This is a genomic window from Shewanella olleyana (assembly GCF_023283825.1).
Lineage (GTDB): Bacteria > Pseudomonadota > Gammaproteobacteria > Enterobacterales > Shewanellaceae > Shewanella > Shewanella olleyana.
The window spans coordinates 1-18,897 of sequence record NZ_JAKILD010000045.1 but is presented as its reverse complement, the minus strand read 5'-3'; the positions used below and the strand labels follow the sequence as shown (position 1 = coordinate 18,897).

Annotated in this window: 16 protein-coding genes, 2 tRNA genes and 1 pseudogene; 3 read left to right on the top strand and 16 right to left on the bottom strand. The window is 41.2% G+C overall.

Features of this window, described 5'->3' with window-relative positions; all coding sequences use genetic code 11:
* Nucleotides 1-210: 210 nt before the first annotated feature.
* The 6 genes from secF to L2735_RS19125 form a co-directional block, all read right to left on the bottom strand.
* Entirely contained in the window at nucleotides 211-1,158 is a 948-nt protein-coding gene (gene secF / locus L2735_RS19150; protein ID WP_248986225.1) for a protein translocase subunit SecF, read from the bottom strand.
* A gap of 13 nt (nucleotides 1,159-1,171) precedes the next feature.
* Nucleotides 1,172-3,022 (bottom strand): protein translocase subunit SecD, encoded by a 1,851-nt coding sequence (gene secD / locus L2735_RS19145; RefSeq protein ID WP_248986224.1) that lies wholly within the window; start codon nucleotides 3,020-3,022, stop codon nucleotides 1,172-1,174.
* 17 nt (nucleotides 3,023-3,039) lie between these two features.
* On the bottom strand, nucleotides 3,040-3,372 hold the full coding sequence (gene yajC / locus L2735_RS19140; RefSeq protein ID WP_248986223.1) for a preprotein translocase subunit YajC: 333 nt from the start codon (nucleotides 3,370-3,372) through the stop codon (nucleotides 3,040-3,042).
* A gap of 31 nt (nucleotides 3,373-3,403) precedes the next feature.
* Nucleotides 3,404-4,537: a tRNA guanosine(34) transglycosylase Tgt gene (gene tgt, locus L2735_RS19135; RefSeq protein WP_220754786.1), complete on the bottom strand. Its 1,134-nt coding sequence runs from the start codon at nucleotides 4,535-4,537 to the stop codon at nucleotides 3,404-3,406.
* A 144-nt stretch (nucleotides 4,538-4,681) separates the two neighbouring features.
* Entirely contained in the window at nucleotides 4,682-5,722 is a 1,041-nt protein-coding gene (gene queA / locus L2735_RS19130; protein ID WP_248986222.1) for a tRNA preQ1(34) S-adenosylmethionine ribosyltransferase-isomerase QueA, read from the bottom strand.
* Between the two features lie 234 nt (nucleotides 5,723-5,956).
* Nucleotides 5,957-6,154, bottom strand: coding sequence for a hypothetical protein (locus tag L2735_RS19125; RefSeq protein ID WP_248986221.1), 198 nt, complete (start codon nucleotides 6,152-6,154; stop codon nucleotides 5,957-5,959).
* Between the two features lie 183 nt (nucleotides 6,155-6,337).
* Here L2735_RS19125 and L2735_RS19120 point away from each other — a divergent pair, with 183 nt between their 5' ends.
* Together L2735_RS19120 and L2735_RS19115 are read left to right on the top strand one after the other, a co-directional pair.
* Entirely contained in the window at nucleotides 6,338-6,934 is a 597-nt protein-coding gene (locus L2735_RS19120; protein ID WP_248986220.1) for an acyl carrier protein phosphodiesterase, read from the top strand.
* Between the two features lie 115 nt (nucleotides 6,935-7,049).
* Nucleotides 7,050-7,709, top strand: coding sequence for a pseudouridine synthase (locus L2735_RS19115; protein ID WP_248986219.1), 660 nt, complete (start codon nucleotides 7,050-7,052; stop codon nucleotides 7,707-7,709).
* On the opposite strand, the pseudogene L2735_RS20225 reads toward L2735_RS19115, so the two are convergent.
* The 8 genes and pseudogenes from L2735_RS20225 to L2735_RS19075 form a co-directional block, all read right to left on the bottom strand.
* A pseudogene (locus L2735_RS20225) lies at nucleotides 7,699-7,881 on the bottom strand (hypothetical protein). The gene L2735_RS19115 and the pseudogene L2735_RS20225 sit on opposite strands and share 11 nt — an antisense overlap.
* A gap of 200 nt (nucleotides 7,882-8,081) precedes the next feature.
* Nucleotides 8,082-9,305: a serine/threonine transporter SstT gene (sstT, locus tag L2735_RS19105; protein ID WP_248986218.1), complete on the bottom strand. Its 1,224-nt coding sequence runs from the start codon at nucleotides 9,303-9,305 to the stop codon at nucleotides 8,082-8,084.
* Nucleotides 9,306-9,604: 299 nt separating this feature from the next.
* Nucleotides 9,605-10,483: a chemotaxis protein gene (locus tag L2735_RS19100; protein WP_248986217.1), complete on the bottom strand. Its 879-nt coding sequence runs from the start codon at nucleotides 10,481-10,483 to the stop codon at nucleotides 9,605-9,607.
* A gap of 88 nt (nucleotides 10,484-10,571) precedes the next feature.
* Nucleotides 10,572-12,089 carry a phospholipase D family protein gene (locus L2735_RS19095; protein WP_248986216.1) on the bottom strand — a complete coding sequence of 506 codons (1,518 nt, stop codon included), beginning with the start codon at nucleotides 12,087-12,089 and terminating at the stop codon, nucleotides 10,572-10,574.
* Nucleotides 12,090-12,156: 67 nt separating this feature from the next.
* On the bottom strand, nucleotides 12,157-12,627 hold the full coding sequence (locus tag L2735_RS19090; protein ID WP_248986215.1) for a phosphatase domain-containing protein: 471 nt from the start codon (nucleotides 12,625-12,627) through the stop codon (nucleotides 12,157-12,159).
* Between the two features lie 92 nt (nucleotides 12,628-12,719).
* On the bottom strand, nucleotides 12,720-14,093 hold the full coding sequence (locus L2735_RS19085) for a DEAD/DEAH box helicase (protein WP_248986214.1): 1,374 nt from the start codon (nucleotides 14,091-14,093) through the stop codon (nucleotides 12,720-12,722).
* Nucleotides 14,094-14,288: 195 nt separating this feature from the next.
* Complete coding sequence (locus L2735_RS19080) at nucleotides 14,289-14,816, bottom strand: methylated-DNA--[protein]-cysteine S-methyltransferase (protein ID WP_248986213.1); 528 nt, start codon at nucleotides 14,814-14,816, stop codon at nucleotides 14,289-14,291.
* A complete protein-coding gene (locus L2735_RS19075) occupies nucleotides 14,806-16,380 on the bottom strand; it encodes an AlkA N-terminal domain-containing protein (protein WP_248986212.1) in 1,575 nt (524 codons plus the stop codon). The genes L2735_RS19080 and L2735_RS19075 overlap by 11 nt, the downstream gene beginning before the upstream one ends.
* A gap of 184 nt (nucleotides 16,381-16,564) precedes the next feature.
* On the opposite strand from L2735_RS19075, the gene L2735_RS19070 reads away from it, so the two are divergent.
* Nucleotides 16,565-18,394: an ABC transporter ATP-binding protein gene (locus tag L2735_RS19070; RefSeq protein WP_248986211.1), complete on the top strand. Its 1,830-nt coding sequence runs from the start codon at nucleotides 16,565-16,567 to the stop codon at nucleotides 18,392-18,394.
* A gap of 285 nt (nucleotides 18,395-18,679) precedes the next feature.
* Here the strand turns inward: L2735_RS19070 and L2735_RS19065 are convergent.
* Both L2735_RS19065 and L2735_RS19060 read right to left on the bottom strand, forming a co-directional pair.
* Nucleotides 18,680-18,755: transfer RNA gene (locus tag L2735_RS19065), tRNA-Val, on the bottom strand.
* 37 nt (nucleotides 18,756-18,792) lie between these two features.
* Nucleotides 18,793-18,868: transfer RNA gene (locus tag L2735_RS19060), tRNA-Val, on the bottom strand.
* Nucleotides 18,869-18,897: the final 29 nt, after the last annotated feature.

Sequence of the window (18,897 nt, the reverse complement as noted above, 5' to 3'; positions counted from 1 at the left end):
ATTGTTGTGGACTAGGCTCTCGAAGCATGATGATAAACTTGGTTATTATCTGTACTTCTATTAGATCAAAGCCCTAGACGAATGTCTAGGGCTTTGTCAGCAGTCTGAAGCCACTCTAATGAGTGGCTTCTCTGATTTTGTTGTGCATTAAGCTGAGTTATTTAACACGTTATCGTATTAAACACTTTGTCGTATTAAACAAAGCAATGACTAAGGCATAACAGCGTCTTGGTCAGCGCCTTCTTTTTCAATCTCAACTGGCATCATATGTTCACGACAAATCCCAAGCTTAACCGCTAAGTAACTTGCAACGTAAATAGATGAATATGTACCCACAAAGATACCGCAAAGCAATGCTGTTGCGAACCCGTGGATCATAGTGCCACCTTTAAGGAACAAAGCAATAACCACAACTAGGGTTGTCCCAGTAGTGATAATTGTTCGGCTCATCGTTTGAGTAATTGAACGGTTAACGACTTCTTCAGGACCACCTTTACGCATCTTAAGGAAGTTTTCACGCACGCGGTCATAAACCACAATCGTATCGTTCAACGAATAACCTACTACGGTGAGCAAACCTGCCAATACCGTCAGGTCAAACTCAAGCTGTAAGATTGAGAACACACCTAAAGTCACGATAACATCATGAGCAAGCGCTGCTACAGAGCCCATTGCTAAACGCCATTCGAAACGGAATGATACATAAATAAGAATACAAATTAACGCAACGATAACCGCTAAGCCACCTTGCTCCGCAAGTTCTTTACCCACTTGCGGACCAACAAACTCAACACGCTTTTGAATAACACTCGAATCGATAGACTGAGCACCTTTCATAACTGCACTAACTTGAGTATCACTCTTAACATCTTCTAATACTGGAAGACGAATAAGAACGTCGCGGCTTGAACCAAAGTTCTGCACTACAGCGCCTTCGCCTGCATCAGTACTAAGTTCACTGCGTAATTCAATCAGGTCAACAGGCTTAGAAAACTCAAGTTCAACGACAGTACCGCCAGTGAAGTCAAGTCCCCAGTTAATACCTTTAATACCTAAAGATGCTAATGAAGCGATAACCAATACCATAGATAAGATACTGATAGGCATTGCATGCTTTAAGAAGTTGATCGTTTTATTTACTGAAAATATTTGTAACATGGTCAACGTCTCCTTAGATAGACAGTTTCTTAACGCGTTTACCACCCCACATAAGATTCACGATGACACGTGTTCCTACAATAGAAGTAAACATTGACGTTGCGATACCTATCATCAAGGTCACGGCGAAGCCTTTAACGGCGCCAGTACCTACAGCAAATAGAATCAATGCAGTCATAAATGTTGTGATGTTCGCATCAGCAATGGTTGAGAATGCGTTTGCATAACCTTCATGAATAGCTTGTTGAACACTGCGACCAGCGAGCAACTCTTCACGAATACGCTCAAAAATAAGCACGTTACCATCAACAGCCATACCCACAGTCAGTACCATACCGGCAATACCAGGTAGTGTTAGTACAGCACCAGGGATCATAGACATTACACCAACAACCATCACCAAGTTAGCGGTAAGCGCAAGGTTAGCAATCACACCGAAAGCGCGGTAATAAATAAGCATGAAGATAAGCACAACAACCATGCCCCAAATCATCGCTAATTTACCGTTTTCAATGTTTTCTTTACCTAGGCTTGGGCCAATTGTGCGTTCTTCTACAATGGTCACAGGAGCAATCAAGGCACCCGCACGAAGTAACAATGCAAGGCTTTGTGCTTCAGCATGGTCAAGGCCATTAATTACGAAGTTACGGCCAAGACGTGCCTGAATGGTTGCAACAGAAATGACTTCTTCAATCTTCGTCATTTTAACTGTGCCATCTGGGTTACGTTGTCCGCTATCTTTATATTCAATGAATAAAGTTGCCATTGGATTACCAATGTTGTCTTTAGTCACGTTAGAAAAGATATTACCGCCTTTAGCATCAAGGTTAATTGATACTTGTGGACGACTGTATTCATCAAAAGAAGGCTGTGCACCAGTGATATGATCACCCGTTAACATGACTTCTTTTTTCAATACTGCAATACCACCAGAACGACGAGGGAAGACTTCAGAACTTGCAGAGACGCGGCCATTAGCTGCAGCAGCTTGGTCAGCGTTCTGATCGACCATGCGGAATTCGATAGAAGCTGTTGCACCAAGAATTTCTTTAGCACGAGCGGTATCTTGAACACCTGGCAACTGAACGATAATACGCTCTGCACCTTGACGTTGTACCACAGGTTCAGCAACACCTAACTCGTTTACACGGTTACGGATTGTGGTGATGTTTTGCTGTAATGCCTCTTCCTTAATTTGTCTAAGGTAGTCATCACTCATCGACGCATATAACGCATAGTTATCACCGACGCTACCGTCAGTGAATACCATTTCGTTACTTAGCGACTTTAAATAGCGCTCTGCTTTCGAAAGATTTTCAGCATCACGGAATTTAATTTCCAACCCTTTCGCAGTTTTACGTACACCTGCATAACGAATTTTCTGTTCACGCAATTGGCTTCTGAAATCAGCAATTTTTGCTTCTTCCATCTTGCGAATAGCTTCGCCCATGTCCACTTCCATTAAGAAGTGAACACCGCCACGTAAATCAAGACCTAGCTTCATTGGCGTACCACCCATGGCTTCTAACCATTCAGGGGTTGCCGGGGCAAGGTTTAATGCAACGCTATATTTATCACCTAAACTTTCAGCAATGACTTCTCTAGCTAATAATTGCTGCTCAGCATCTTGAACACGGACAACTAATTGACCATCTTCGAGCTCAGCGCGTTTTACCGCAATGCCTTTGCTTTCAAGTATTCCATTTACTGACGTTAGAGTTGAAGTAGTTACTTCAGCACCACGAGTCGCCACGACTTGTACTGCATGATCCTCACCATAAAGGTTTGGAATTGCATAGAAAGCACCAACGGCGATGACAAGCATCACCATGATGTTTTTCCACATTGGGTATTTATTTAACACACCTGAGCCCTCTTGGCTTACAACGACTGGATAGAGCCCTTAGGCAATACCGCTGCAACATAATCCTTTTTGATAGTGATTTGACTGGTTTCATTGATGCTCAATAAAACATAATCACTGTCGTCGCTAATTTTAGCAATCTTGCCTAAAATGCCGCCGCTTGTTAGCACTTCATCGCCTTTACTTAACGCTGACATCAGGCTTTTGTGCTCTTTAACGCGCTTTGACTGTGGACGGAAAATCATAAAGTAGAAGATCAGGCCAAAAACTACTAGCATGAAAATCAGTTCCATCGTGCCGCCACCTTGTGGTGCGCCAGCTGCGTTTGCGTATGCATTTGAAATTAACATATTACTCTCTTCTTGTTTTCTAGATTAAAAATCAGTCTTGTAACTCTGGTACAGGAGGGACTTCACGACCCAACTTGGTATAAAAATCCGTAACAAAGGCGTCTAATGTACCCGTCTGGATAGCACCACGCAAACCTTCCATCAAAATTTGATAGTAACGTAGGTTGTGAATGGTGTTTAAACGCGCGCCTAAGATCTCATTACAGCGATCTAAGTGGTATAAATAAGCGCGAGAATAGTTCTTACAGGTGTAACAATCACAGCTTGCATCTAATGGTGCAGTGTCATCGCGATGACGAGCATTACGAATTTTAATCACACCTTCTGGTGTAAATAAGTGACCGTTACGGGCATTACGAGTTGGCATCACACAATCGAACATGTCGACACCACGACGTACGCCTTCAACTAAATCTTCAGGCTTACCAACCCCCATTAAATAACGAGGTTTTTCTTCAGGTAACTGAGGACATACATGCTCTAAAATGCGGTGCATATCTTCTTTTGGCTCACCAACGGCTAAACCACCAACGGCATAACCATCAAATCCGATTTCAGTTAAGCCTTTAACGCTTTCATCACGTAAATCTTCGTATACGCCACCTTGAACAATACCAAATAAAGAATTTGGGTTTTCTAAGCGGTTAAACTCATCACGTGAACGCTGTGCCCAACGCAGTGACATCTGCATTGATTTACGCGCTTCGTCATGTGTTGCTGGGTAAGGAGTACATTCGTCAAAAATCATTACAACATCACTGCCTAATGAGTTTTGAATTTGCATCGACTTCTCAGGGTCTAAGAAAATCTTCTCACCGTTGATTGGCGAACGGAAATGCACACCTTCTTCAGTAATTTTACGGATGTCGCCCAAACTGAATACTTGGAATCCACCTGAATCAGTCAGAATTGGACGCTGCCAGTTCATGAAGTCATGTAAATCACCATGCTTACGCATGATTTCTTCACCAGGGCGAAGCCATAAGTGAAAAGTGTTACCTAACAGAATATCAGCGCCAGTTGCGCGAACTTCTTCAGGCGTCATACCTTTAACGGTACCGTAAGTACCTACAGGCATAAAAGCAGGTGTTTCTACCGTGCCACGTTCAAAAACTAAACGACCGCGACGTGCGCGTCCGTCTGTCGTATCAAGCTCAAAATTCATATATCACCTTGCCAGATAAACAGTCTGACTCGTTGTTGTTGCATAAGACATAAGGGCATAAGTGATAACTTCAAGGAACAAGCTAAAATTAACCCAAAAAAATACCCACCTCTGTGGGCGGGTATTTTAGATCAAAATCAATCGTTACGGGGCTTTTTTCGTTAAAAACATGGCATCACCATAGCTAAAAAAGCGGTATTTTTGTTCAATCGCATGCTGATAGGCCTTCATCACATTATCAAAACCCGAAAATGCACTAATTAGCATAATCAAAGTTGATTCTGGTAAGTGGAAATTGGTGACCATAGCATCAATGACTTTGAACTTGTAACCTGGGAAAATAAAAATATCAGTGTCGCCTTTAAACTCAGCTAATGGGTTATCGCCACTTGCCTTGGCCGCACTTTCAAGTGAACGAACTGACGTCGTACCCACTGCAATGACTCGATTGCCTGCCGCTTTTGTTTCAGCGATTAAATCGACCACCTCTTGAGATACTTCAGCCCATTCTGAATGCATCACATGCTCGTCGATAGTATCAACACGCACAGGTTGGAAAGTACCAGCACCGACATGTAAGGTCACAAAAGCTATCTTAACGCCCTTGTCTTTTAACGCTGCCAACATGGCTTCATCAAAATGCAATCCAGCTGTCGGTGCTGCGACCGCGCCAGGAGTTTGATTGTAAACCGTTTGATAGCGCTCTTTATCAGCATCTTCGTCAGGACGATCAATATATGGAGGAAGCGGCATATGACCGACTTCTTCTAACACTTCTAAGATAGTTTTGTCTGAATCTAGCGCTAATTCGAATAATGCGTCATGGCGCTTAAGCATTGTCATTTCGTAGCCGCCATCAAGAATGACAATTGAATCAACTTTAGGTGACTTTGAACAGCGCACATGAGCAAGAATGCGTTTTGTATCTAGCATTCTTTCAACAAGTATTTCGAGTTTACCGCCAGACGCTTTTTGACCGAATAAACGTGCAGGGATCACTCGAGTGTTGTTAAACACCATCAAATCACCACTGTTTACTTTCGAGAGTACGTCAGTAAATTGCTGATCAGCTAACGCGCCACTATTACCATCAAGGGTCAATAATCTTGATGCATTTCGCTCCGCCATTGGGTAGCGAGCAATAAGTTCATCAGGTAAATCAAACGAAAAGTCAGCAACGCGCATATCAATACTCTTTAAAGACAATAAAAACGGCCGCTAGTCTAGGACTACCGACCGCTAATATCAAGTTTAGAGAGCTAAAAAATGTGCTGTTTATACGTAAGGAACGTACAAAACCGAAATTTGAATAGGTCAGCTTATGCCAGCTGAAAAAGACATTTAAAAGCTGATTAGCGATTAATGAAATCAGCTATCAATAAAATAACGGATTATTACAATAGATTTTTATTGCCAAAATCACTTAGGGTTTGATGATTCGAATTGGCTAATGCTGCTTTCTAATTCAGTAGTAGATTTGGTGGTTTCAGCGTCTTCAGCCAAAGTGTTTGCTTCAGGTAGAAAGGATTGTTTTTCAAAACGAAGATCGACTTCAATTTTGGTACGCTTACGATTAGGTTGTTGCCCTAGCACTGACATTATCCAGTTTTTCATCATCCATGATCCTTAAACCGATGTATTATTATATGACGCAACATCCCTGAAAAATAATACCCATGACATTTGACTAGAAATCTATATGATTGAAACTAGACTTAAAAAATTCGTCAGTTGGTGTTTAACTTCTCTATGCGTGGTTAAGCATCATACTGAAAAACTCAAAAAATAAAAGTACAAAATATGAACTTTCTTGCTCACCTACATTTAGCCGAGATCAGTAATACTCATTTGGCAGCAAATCTTGCTGGTGACTTTGCAAAAGGCGATATAAAACACTTCCCCAAACACCTACAACAAGGTATTTGGCTGCATAGACAAATTGATCAAATTACCGATAGCCATGAACTAATTGTGGATTTAATTAAACTGTTTCCAAAATCCTCTCGTAGAGTGGCTCCAATCCTGGTTGATTTAGCATTTGATCATTACTTAGCCTATTACTGGGACGAGTATCATCAAGAGTCATTAGTTGATTTTACAAAAAAAGCGTACCACTCCCTTGAAACAACTGCAGGCCTTCCAGAAAAGTTACAAGAGATTGCCCCTAGCATCATTGAACAGGACTGGCTTAGTGCTTATCAAACCAAACAAGGAATGAATAAAGCCATCGAAGGAGTGAGCCGCCGTATATCGAAACCCGATTTATTTAAAACAGCCATCCAAGATGTAGATAAGCTTTACGTCGATATAGAAATTGCTTTTAGAACTTTTTACCCACAATTAATGGCTTACAGCCGAATTTATAGCAGAAAAACCCCTGAACAATACTTGCCTTAAACTCGCCTATTCATTCCTTACTCAAGCTTAAATGCTATATGCTGCGGGTTAATCAATACTCGCAGCCAAATCTTTGCTAAAATACCCCACTATTTTTGTAAACTGATGCGACTTCATGCAAATTTTTGATTACCAACCACCTAGTATCCCTTGGCTCGATATCCGTTATAAAGACCGCGATATCATTGTTATCAATAAGCCAGCAGGCCTGCTAGCCAACCCAGGTAAAGCCCCAGCTACACATGACTGTGCTATTACTCGAGTACAAAAGCTGTTTCCTGAAGCCATCTTAGTGCATCGTTTGGACTGTGATACGTCAGGTATTATGGTGTTTGCACGTAATAAAAAAGCGGAATCACACTTAAAAACCCAATTTCAGGACAGAAAAACCAAAAAGGTTTATATCGCTGAAGTTAAAGGCCAAGTAAAAGACGATACCGGTACTGTGGATTTGTCGCTTGCCGCTGACAAAACTAACCCACCTTTTCAGGTAGTGTCTGAGCAAGGTAAAAGTGCGATTACTCATTATGAAGTGATTGAAAGACACCCTGAACACACTTTGATTAAATTGATGCCAGAAACGGGTCGTACTCATCAGTTGCGTGTTCATATGCTTGCACTTGGTAATGTCATCCTTGGAGATGGGTTTTATGCTGATGAAGCAACCATTGCACTAAGAGAAAGATTAAGCCTACACGCGCAGATGTTAACGATGACTCACCCTTACACTCAAAAGCAGCGTACATTTTTCAGTAAGCACCCTTTTAGTGACTAGGGCCTGTTGATCTTTCAAGGTTGTTTTTGCAGCGAATTGTTGGCCATTTATACAAGGCAGAGACTTTGTGGTGTAGTTATTCTACATAAAAAGTCGATAACGCAGTAAAAATCGCCAACAAACGCTGCCCAAAGGGTTCGACTAAAAGCGTTTTACTCTTTGTTGGATGCATCTTTGTGAATAAAGTGGCGCTTAGATGACTAGGCATCAATCCATCCGCCTCAATTAAAACGCTTTTATTTCGAACAAAACTTAACCAGCAAAGATCAACAGGCCCTAGAGTCTAATATTAGTAATTGATACTGACGCAATGGTTAAAACAAAAAACCGCTCAAATGAGCGGTTTTTTTATAGCTTATAAAATCGTATTTATTAGCTTTTTTCTTTCGCTTCTGCCGCTTCACATGCTGCTGCAGTAAATACAACATCAGTAGAGCTGTTTAACGCTGTTTCAGCTGAATCTTGAACCACACCAATAATGAAGCCCACTGCAACGACTTGCATAGCCACATCATTTGAGATGCCAAATAAGCCACACGCTAATGGAATGAGTAGCAATGAGCCACCAGCAACGCCAGATGCGCCACAAGCAGATACTGCAGCGACAACACTCAATAACACAGCAGTTAAGAAGTCTACTTGAATACCTAACGTATTTGCAGCTGCCAATGTCAGTACTGTAATGGTTATTGCAGCGCCGCCCATGTTGATTGTAGCGCCTAACGGAATTGATACAGAGTAAGTATCTTTGTGAAGTTTTAACTCTTCACATAAGGCCATATTAACTGGGATATTCGCAGCACTTGAGCGAGTGAAGAATGCCGTAACGCCACTTTCACGTAAACACTTCAACACTAACGGATATGGATTACGCTTAATTTTGATATATACCATAATAGGGTTTACCACTAGCGCAATAAATAACATTGCTCCCACTAACACCCCAAGTAACTGAGCGTAGCCAGCTAATGCTTCAAAACCCGTTGCCGCAATAGTGCCTGACACTAAGCCGAAAATACCAATAGGGGCAAAACGGATAACAAAACGAACGATTGTAGTTACACCGTCACTTAAATCAGACACCACTTTCTTAGTCGACTCACTAGCATGATGTAATGTGATCCCCAGACCCACAGCCCACGCTAAAATACCAATGTAGTTACCTGTTAGTAATGCATTGACAGGATTATCAACAATTTTAAACAGTAAAGTATTTAAAACTTCTGCAATCCCTTGTGGTGGATTTGAACCTTCTACGCCGCCTGCAAGTAATAATGTCGTAGGAAATGCAAAACTAAACGCAACAGCGGTTAATGCTGCAGCTAAAGTCCCCACCAAATACAAACCAATAATTGGTCGCATGTTGGTTTGAGTGTTTTTCTTTTGATTGGCAATTGATGACGCCACTAAGACGAAAACAAGAATAGGCGCAACGGCTTTTAACGCTTCAACAAATAAACTGCCTAAAAAAGACACTTGAGTTGCAGCTGAAGTTGACACCGAGGCGAGAATAACACCGAGAACAATACCGACGAGAATTTGTAGCACTAAGCTACCGCTAGCGACACGCGCTAACAGTGATTGATTTTGATTCATTGCTTGACCTATGATTATTATATTTATGGCTTTTAATAAGCTCTAATATTTGTATGGCTTTTAATAAGCTCTAATATTTGTACGGCTTTTAATAAGCTCTGAGTAGGTATATATCGGATGAATTGGCTAAAGTCTAGTCTGAATCCCAAATGATGTGCCAATATTACTCACTATTTCCAAACAAACCACATTTAGCCAACATGTGGCCAATTATAGTGCAGTGTTAGTGAAGTAATACTGTATTGCCAATGGAGTGTTAGTGAAATAATAGTCCTGCAGATAAATCTTTATTAAGTGGCTTATTTAACACCGCGAAGCATGGCATCAATCAACTCGTGAGCATCAAATTTCGTCAAAGCTTCATCTGCACCGACTTGTTTGGCTTGGCTAACACTGATCTCACTAGACAAAGAGGTATGCAAAATAATATAAGCATCAGCTAAGTCAGGATTATTCTTGACCTCGAACGCTAACTCATAACCATCAAGCCCAGGCATTTCGATATCACTAACCAAAATATTAATTGGTTTATGTTTAAGCGCAGCATCTCGCATGATTTGAAGAGCATCATGCCCATCAGCTGTGACATCATAAGCAATGTTAATTGAATCAAGAGCATCAGATAATTGCTTTCTAGCGACTTTCGAGTCATCAACTAACAAAATACGCATGGGTTTTAATTGCTCACGCTGAACATCTGTAAGAATTGCGCGACTGGTAGCGGGATCTTGCGGGAATATTTTTGCCATCAATAGTTCAACATCAAGCAGCTGAACTAGCTTGTCATCTAAACGAGTGACACCAGTAAGAAATACATTGTGACCTAAGTTGGACGCTGGCGCTTCGATATCACGCCAATTACATTCGATAATTTTATCAATGGCTCGAACTAAAAATCCAATCACCATTCGTTGGCAATCAGTAATAATCACATAACAATCTTTTTGCTCATGGGGCTCAATGGCTTTAAATCCAATAGCAGCTGCCATATCTATGACTGCAATCGTATTTCCACGTACTGTCGCGGCACCAAGAATGGCCGGATGTGATTGAGGGATTTTAGATAACGAAGAAAATGGTACGATTTCGCGAATTTTTAACGTGCCTAACGCAAACTGTTGAACATGAGACAGGTGAAAAAGTAACAACCCTTGAGATTGACTTGCTTTACTCTTCATAAACCCATCCATAAAATCATGTTGAATTCAGTTAAACACAGCCTTTACGACATAGCAAACAAGCGTGATGATATTGATTTTTGTATGTTTAAAGTTGTGATTCTATCGGCAATAATGACAGAAAATCAGCGATAAACTTTCGCCAAAAACCCGCGCCAGGTTCAGCATAAATCACTTTATTGTTAAGGTTATCTAGCCACACCAAATCACCATCTTCAAGACTCAGCTCGTATGCTTTAGCATCTGCAGTGTTAGCAATTCCGCTCACCATGTCTTTCGCAAATTGATGATTATCGATAATTAATCCCATTTCAGTATTAATTAGCGCTGAGCGTGGATCGAAATTGAATGAGCCCACAAACACCGTTGTATCATCAATGATAAAGGTTTTGGCATGCAAACTCGTTTTGCTACTTCCTTTCCAGCTTGATTTTTTTTCGGTTGGGTCGCCTCTAACCTCATAGATTTTAACTCCACCCTCAACCAGTTTTTGGCGATACTGTTGATAACCAGCATGAACAGCCAATACATCAGTTGCAGCTAGGCTATTGGTCACGATAGTGACTTGTTTACCTTCTTTAACTGCATTAATAAAACCATTGGTTGCGTCATCACCTGGCACAAAATACGGTGATACTATTAATAATTTCTGCTCAGTTTGTTCAAAGAAATAACTTAAGTCATCTAATAGTAATTTTGAATTAGCATTATTTTCAAGCTTATTAGGTGGGTCATACACAACCTGAGCCTTTCCCCAATACCACGTCAATGTGTGGTTTTTTAACCGCTCAAGCAGTGTGCTAGCTTCGAGGCGTTTGACATATTCATCCTCGCTTAGGCTTGCTTCAAATTCTGCAATTTCAGCTTTTAGCTGTACTAAATCGACACTTTGTTGAGTAGTACCAGCTAACTGTTGAATACTATTGACTTGTTCAGAATTCCAATAGGTATCGAACTGGGTCGATACATCTTCGACAGCAGCCCCAATGGTTAGCACATCTAAATCGCCAAATTCCACTTCTTTATTCGCCGAAAAATATTCATCGCCAATATTTCTTCCACCAACGACTGTAATTAAATTGTCTATGGTGAGAGACTTATTATGCATCCGATGATTCATACGACCAAAATCAGTGAGAAATGCAAAACCGCGATAATAACGTTCATATGATGGGTTAAATAATCGAATAGAAATATTAGGATGATTAGCAATAGCCATTAAACCATCATCTTTATTCGCCGTGGTCATATCATCGAGCAAAACCCGAACTCTAACGCCGCGTTCTGCAGCGTTATATAGGTACATGGTTAAAATTTTACCCGTTTCATCGTTGTGATAGATGTAATATTGCAAATCGACACTCTCTCGAGCACCTTCAATCATAGCGAGTCTAGCAATTAAAGCATCTACCCCATCAGGTAGGGCTTTAATGCCTGTTAAGTGTGGCTTTTGCTGCGATTCGATATAATTTGCAAGGGGAGTATTAGTCGCGGGTGTGAGTTTGTATTGTTTTTCAAGGGGTTCAAATTCAACTTTTGAGGCGCAACCAGAAATGGCAAAAGCAAACACATAGCAAAGGATTAGTATGTATTTATTCTTACTCATTAACGGATTCCTTTCTGATGATTAACTTAAAGCTGAACTTGAACCATTTAGCTACAATGGCCTATCGCTATTCCTGTAATGCATAAAGTACATCAAAAACAAGCTGATCCCAACCTTCAGAGCTAAAAGCAATATCTCTAACACTGCGCACTTGGCTAACCGCATGCACAGGGGCTGCGCCGTTATCCATCAGGTAATACGCCATCATAATACCCGTTCGGTCTTTACCAGATCGACAATGTAGCAGCACAGGAAGGTTATCGGCCTCACACTGACGAATAAATGCCAGAGCTTTTGGCGCCTGTTCAACAAATATGGCCACATCGCCTTCTTGTGGCGGAATATTTCTTGAAAACGGAGTACAAAGATAGCGTAACCCTAATGCTTCAAGTTGTGCTGTATCGACACCCTCACCATCATTTAATGACACAATCGCGCCAATACCGGATGCTTTGAGTTCTGCTAAGTCCCATTGATCTTTATTTGGACCACTGCGACCTGCGATAACGCCATCTACTAACCAAAATAACTGCTTCATATTTAATGGTTACTCTCAATTTACTACTTGGGTTTATGTAAGGCTTGTTTCAAATCTATCCATGAAGCGGTAACGTTCAATGTTAAACAGACCTATTGGAAATCGTCTTCTTTAGTGCTGTCATCCGTTGAGCTATTTTCATTGTCGCTGTCATTGTTACCAATACCAGCCCAAATATCGACATTGACAGGCGCTTGTTTTTTCTTCTTTTTCTTACCTGTTCCAGCGGGTTTTGCCATTGGTTTTTCAACAGCATATTCATCATCTGGCATCTCTTCATCAGGTTCAAAGCCAACAAAAGTTTCACGTTCTAAACGAATTTTGTTCTTTTTCTCGATAATACTAAAGTGATGATAATCAGCATGGGCAATCAACGATAATGCTAAACCTACTTCACCTGCGCGGCCACTCCGGCCAATACGGTGCATGTAATCTGCAGGGCTTCTTGGTAAGTCAAAGTTAATCACAACAGGTAACTTTTCAATGTCTAACCCACGTGCTGCAATATCAGTAGCAATTAGCACTTCAATCTCGCCCGCTTTAAAGCCATCTAAAACACGGTTACGTGCGCCCTGGCCTTTGTCACCATGGAATACTTCAGCGGTAATACCACGTTTAGATAATTTATCAGCTAGATGCTTACAACTGTTTTTAGCATTGACGAATATAAGCGCTTGGCGCCATTTATTTTGCTTAATTAATTCAGCAAGTAATGCCGTTTTTTTATCACGATTAACCGTAAATACACGTTGAACAAGCGTGCTCGCATCTGCACTTTGCAGCTGAAGCTCAACAGGGTTGATAAGTAGATTGTCTGTTAAGCTGCGCACTTCTTCAGGAAAGGTTGCTGAAAATAACAAGGTTTGTTTTTTCTGCGGCATTAACGCTAGCAAAGCTGAAAGTTCTTCAGTGAAGCCAAGACTTAGCATGCGGTCTGCTTCATCAAGCACTAATGTCTCAACTCTATCCAGCTTAATGGCATTGCTTGAAATCAAATCAATTAATCGACCTGGCGTTGCAACTAACACATCAGTACCACCACGAAGTGCCAACATTTGCGTATTGGCTGATACCCCACCAAATACGGCAGTAGATTTAATAGCGCCATTAAAATATACCGCATAAGACTTCACGCTATCAGCAACTTGTTTAGCCAATTCTCGGGTAGGCACTAATACCAACGCAGAAACAAAGTTGCCTTTGTCTTTTTTAGCACTCTGTTGGGCTTGATGAATCTTTTGTAAAATAGGTAAGACGAAGGTCGCTGTTTTACCCGAGCCCGTATTCGCACCAGCTAATAGGTCTTTACCCGCGATCACACTTGGAATTGCTTTCGCCTGAATAGGTGTCGGCGTTTTATAATCCATTTCCGTAAGACGGTTTGTAATAGGTGCTATTAAGCCAAGATCGGCAAAGTTAGTTGCACCATCGTGTGAAGTTACAGGTGGAAGGTTAGCTGATGTCATTAAATTAGGATACTCAAATATAAATTGAAATTGAATAAAGCTTTAATGACTATTTTAGCTTATTTGAGCAAGTTAAGTTAGCGATATTGCGCATGCTATGGGCAATTATTGAGCTTTATGGCCCATAGCCGTTGATTAAAGGCGCTAATCGAATAGATTTTCCAAGCAGGTTAATTCAACCTTCGATTAAAAGGGCTACTTCACGCCTTCTAAGCTTAATAATGACTGCTTCATTTCAAGGCCGTAAGCATAACCCGTTAAGCTACCATTTTTGCCTATTACCCTATGGCAAGGAACAATAATCGCTATCGGATTAGCACCATTGGCTGCACCTACAGCTCTTACCGCTTTTGGACGTTCAATTTTGTCTGCAATAGCAGCGTAACTGCACACTTGGCCGAAAGGTAATTCTTTTAATGCCTGCCACACTTGTTGTTGAAACTCAGTGCCTTTTGCAGCAAGCGTCACATCAAACTCTTGCCTATCGCCTGCAAAGTACTGTTCTAGCTCATCAATAGCCTGAACAACAAATGATTTCGCCTGATTAACTTCAGCAGCTGATACGGGCTCTATTGCTTCTAGTTGCTGGTCATTAACACCGTTAACTGGCTCAGGCACGACTTGTAAATGGGTTAATCCATATGCTGAAGCTTGCAACTTTAAATGGCCAACAGGGCTATTAATGACTTGCATAGTCAATGGTGGGTGATTATTAATTTTCATCATTTTTCCATAATTGAAAGGTTAAATAACTGCCCCATGGGCTCACTTGTTGACTGATTTTTTCTGCCAATTGTTGATAATCTTTAGCCGTAAACTCAGTCGCTGTACCTAATGCTAAATCTTGCTTTGCGATCAACGCTTTGATTCTGTTTTTTATCACTAAATCCCCTGCGAGAAAAATATTGGGGTCGCTTTCGCCGCGCATTTTAGCGTAGGCAATAGTCCATGGGCCAATGCCTTTTACTTCAATCCATGCCTCAGGCGACGACAAAGGGTTGTGCGCCACAAATTCACCTAAACCATTCAAAGCCCGCTTTCTTGCGCCTGGCATTTTAAATTCATCTAAACCCGCTGCGGCCACTTGTTGAGGCTTGGGGAAAAATAATATTTCACGATGACCAATAACAGCCTTATCACCATAATTAACCGCTAACACATTAAGTAACTTACTGGCTTGAACAACACTGACTTGCTGGCCAAGCACAGCGCGGCATCCAGCTTCAAATACTGACGCGGTTGCTGGTATTCTTAATCCTGATGCAACCTTCATCCCCATAGACGTTAGTGGCTCAAAAGAGGCTTCAATCACTTCCATGTCGGCATCAAGATCTAATATCTTCCGCACATATTGCACAACTTGAAATAGATAACCAATATGTTGTTCATCTTCAAATTGGACAGCCAATGAAAGTTGATTTTTACCCTTAACCTCCGCGACCTCAAATGTTCCACGTATCTCTAATTCATCAAAAACAATAGAAAAACTACGGCCATAAGCATGGTTATCTTCATTTAGCCACTCCATGCCTTCGACTGCGCGCACTTGATAAAATGCCCACAATTGAGGCCAATCATAAGGAGGACGATAATCTAATAACAAATTAATCCCCTGAGCGCCTTTATCCTTGTTGCTCTCACTCAATTTTGAGCTTTTTGACGGCGATAGCGACCGCCTTAATTGCGAAGGAGTCAATTGCAGTTGAGATTTAAACACTTCATTAAAGCGCCTGATACTGTTAAATCCGGCAGCCATCGCTACATCGGTGATGGGAAGCTGAGTTTGATGCAGTAATTGTTTGGCAAACATCAATTGACGGTACAAGGCGTACTTTTTGGGTGAAGTACCCAGTTGTTGATTGAATAACTTAGTCAAATAACGCGAACTTATTCCTAGTCTAGTCGCCAAGTCTGTTAACGACTCAGCATTCTCACCAGTTAAGCAGCCATGATCGATTAAGTTTATTGCTCGCTGTAAACTGCTACTCGTGCCCTTCCATGCATTCGATTGTGGCGCACTATCAGGTCTGCAACGTAAACAAGGCCTAAGCCCTGCTTCAGCAGCTTTAATGGAAGAGTCAAAATAAACCACATTGTGCTCTTTAGGAGGCGATGCTGGACAAATTGAACGACAATAAATGCCTGTGGTTTTAACTCCAATAAAAAATCGACCGTCAAATCGCGCATCACGGCTTAATCGCGCTTGTCTGCATACATCATCAGGTATATGGCAGTTAATATTACCCTGATTCAACGGGATTGATTCATTATCATTCTGAGTTTTCATAACCGATTACATTCGCTCGCCACTTGAGAAAGTCAAACCACTTTAACTAAAGTTTGCATTACTCACTAGCGGAAAACGGAACTCAATGTCGATTCATTTATGACATGAATTGTCATAATCAATTCAACACTTGGTTTACAAGTTACGGTATCCTAGCAATAACTAATATTTGTTTGAGCTATTGATGTTTAAATTTTTCGAATCGTTAACTAATCCCCTTCCCCAAGAAGAGCCATCACAAGCGCCAAAAGGTGTGTATGCTTTTTGTCGCCATTACACGCGTGGCTTTGAAAAACATCTAGTGATTATGTCTATGCTAACCGCAACCTTGGCGGTTTTAGAAGTGTCGCTGTTCGGCTTTATGGGTAAATTAGTTGATTGGTTAGTCACTAAAAACCCTGAAACACTCTGGCAAGATGAAGGTAATACCTTAATTGGCATGTCGGTGATTGTCTTAGTCGTTATTCCTATATTGGTTTGGTTGCATGCTTCAATTGTGCATCAAACGTTATTAGGGAATTACCCTATGGCCATTCGTTGGCAAGCGCACCGCTATTTGCTCAAGCAAAGCATTTCCTTCTATCAAGATGACTTTGCAGGTCGGATAGCCACTAAAGTGATGCAAACTTCATTAGCGGTTCGCGAAACAGTGATGAAGTTACTGGATGTATTGATGTATATCCTTATCTACTTCACATCTATGCTAGTTATGATCGCCAGCGCCGATATCAGATTGATGCTGCCCATGTTGGTATGGTTATTCGCCTATGTCGCGATTCAATGGAAATTAGTCCCTAAACTTAAAGCGATTTCAGCCAAACAAGCTGATGCTCGCTCAACAATGACGGGGCGTATTGTTGATAGTTACACCAATATTTCGACTGTTAAATTGTTTTCCCATACCAAACAAGAAGCAGATTATGCCCAAGACAGCATGACCGGATTTTTACATACCGTTTATGGTCAAATGCGCCTTGTTACTATCATTAACGTGTTAGTCCAAGCCATTAACTACATGCTGGCGTTCACTATTGCTGCTGTTTCTATCTGGCTTTGGGCTGACAATGCCATTACCGTTGGCGCCATTGCTATCGCGGTGAGTTTAGCCTTAAGACTTAACGGTATGTCCCAATGGATCATGTGGGAAATCAGTTCTTTATTTGAAAACATCGGTACTGTCACCGACGGCATGAACACCTTATCTAAACCCATTGAGATTGAAGATAAGCCTGATGCAAAAGACATTAATGTCGACAACGGCAAGATTGATTTTAATGACGTCAGTTTCAACTATGGTGAAGACTCAGGTGTTATTAACGACTTGAACTTAAACATCAAAGCGGGTGAAAAAGTAGGTTTAGTGGGTCGCTCTGGAGCTGGTAAATCAACATTAGTAAACCTGCTGATGCGATTTCATGATGTTGAAAAAGGCCATGTTGCTATCGACGATCAAAAAATTACCGATGTCACCCAGGACTCTTTGCGTTCAATGATTGGTATGGTGACCCAAGATACCTCATTACTGCATCGCTCTATTCGAGAGAATATTCTTTATGGCGATCCAACCGCATCTGATGAGCAATTATTGGCAGCGATTGAACAGGCGCAAGCCAGTGAATTTATCAAAGATCTATCAGATCCTTTCGGTAATACAGGTCTTGATGCACAAGTCGGTGAACGTGGTGTGAAACTATCAGGCGGCCAACGTCAACGTATCGCTATTGCAAGGGTGTTACTAAAGAATGCACCTATTCTGTTACTGGATGAAGCAACATCAGCGTTAGACTCCGAAGTTGAAGCGGCTATTCAAGAAAGTTTGTATGAATTAATGCAAGGCAAAACGGTTATCGCCATTGCTCATAGACTATCAACGATTGCGGCAATGGACAGGCTAATCGTTTTGGATAAAGGCAAAATAGTGGAGCAAGGTACTCACCAAGAACTGATTAAATCAGGTGGGATCTACGCACAGCTTTGGGCACACCAAACTGGCGGATTCTTAGGGATCGATTAACCTTAGACTGAGTCTGAAAAGACCACTAAGCCGTTCAATTTAATGATTGAACGGCTTTTTTATGGCTAAATTACCTACTCAAAGAGTGAATATAGATTATCTGTACAGTTAACAACCTAGGCCATAAAGTTTTGCTTAAGCTTGCCAACAAATCATTCGGAATAGGCTCTGATAAAGGAAGAATTTATAGATTGCCGCAAAATAAAATGAATAATCAAAACAGAAAAATTGAATATTTGAGAAATAAACAGGGTTTGAGAAATTAATGAGGTAAAGCAGAAGAAATGGTGGTCGATACTGGGCTCGAACCAGTGACCCCCTCCTTGTAAGGGAGGTGCTCTCCCAGCTGAGCTAATCGACCTGGGGATTTCATAATGTTTTAATTCTCTATGAAAGAATGGTGGTCGATACTGGGCTCGAACCAGTGACCCCCTCCTTGTAAGGGAGGTGCTCTCCCAGCTGAGCTAATCGACCTGGGATTTCATAATGTTTTAATTCTCTAT

Bases quoted from the DNA above. Each gene is read 5' to 3' on its own strand.
- secF (WP_248986225.1), bottom strand. From the start codon at position 1,158: ATGTTACAAATATTTTCAGTAAATAAAACGATCAACTTCTTAAAGCAT.
- yajC (WP_248986223.1), bottom strand. From the start codon at position 3,372: ATGTTAATTTCAAATGCATACGCAAACGCAGCTGGCGCACCACAAGGT.
- tgt (WP_220754786.1), bottom strand. From the start codon at position 4,537: ATGAATTTTGAGCTTGATACGACAGACGGACGCGCACGTCGCGGTCGT.
- queA (WP_248986222.1), bottom strand. From the start codon at position 5,722: ATGCGCGTTGCTGACTTTTCGTTTGATTTACCTGATGAACTTATTGCT.
- L2735_RS19125 (WP_248986221.1), bottom strand. From the start codon at position 6,154: ATGATGAAAAACTGGATAATGTCAGTGCTAGGGCAACAACCTAATCGT.
- L2735_RS19120 (WP_248986220.1), top strand. From the start codon at position 6,338: ATGAACTTTCTTGCTCACCTACATTTAGCCGAGATCAGTAATACTCAT.
- L2735_RS19115 (WP_248986219.1), top strand. From the start codon at position 7,050: ATGCAAATTTTTGATTACCAACCACCTAGTATCCCTTGGCTCGATATC.
- sstT (WP_248986218.1), bottom strand. From the start codon at position 9,305: ATGAATCAAAATCAATCACTGTTAGCGCGTGTCGCTAGCGGTAGCTTA.
- L2735_RS19100 (WP_248986217.1), bottom strand. From the start codon at position 10,483: ATGAAGAGTAAAGCAAGTCAATCTCAAGGGTTGTTACTTTTTCACCTG.
- L2735_RS19095 (WP_248986216.1), bottom strand. From the start codon at position 12,089: ATGAGTAAGAATAAATACATACTAATCCTTTGCTATGTGTTTGCTTTT.
- L2735_RS19090 (WP_248986215.1), bottom strand. From the start codon at position 12,627: ATGAAGCAGTTATTTTGGTTAGTAGATGGCGTTATCGCAGGTCGCAGT.
- L2735_RS19085 (WP_248986214.1), bottom strand. From the start codon at position 14,093: ATGACATCAGCTAACCTTCCACCTGTAACTTCACACGATGGTGCAACT.
- L2735_RS19080 (WP_248986213.1), bottom strand. From the start codon at position 14,816: ATGAAAATTAATAATCACCCACCATTGACTATGCAAGTCATTAATAGC.
- L2735_RS19075 (WP_248986212.1), bottom strand. From the start codon at position 16,380: ATGAAAACTCAGAATGATAATGAATCAATCCCGTTGAATCAGGGTAAT.
- L2735_RS19070 (WP_248986211.1), top strand. From the start codon at position 16,565: ATGTTTAAATTTTTCGAATCGTTAACTAATCCCCTTCCCCAAGAAGAG.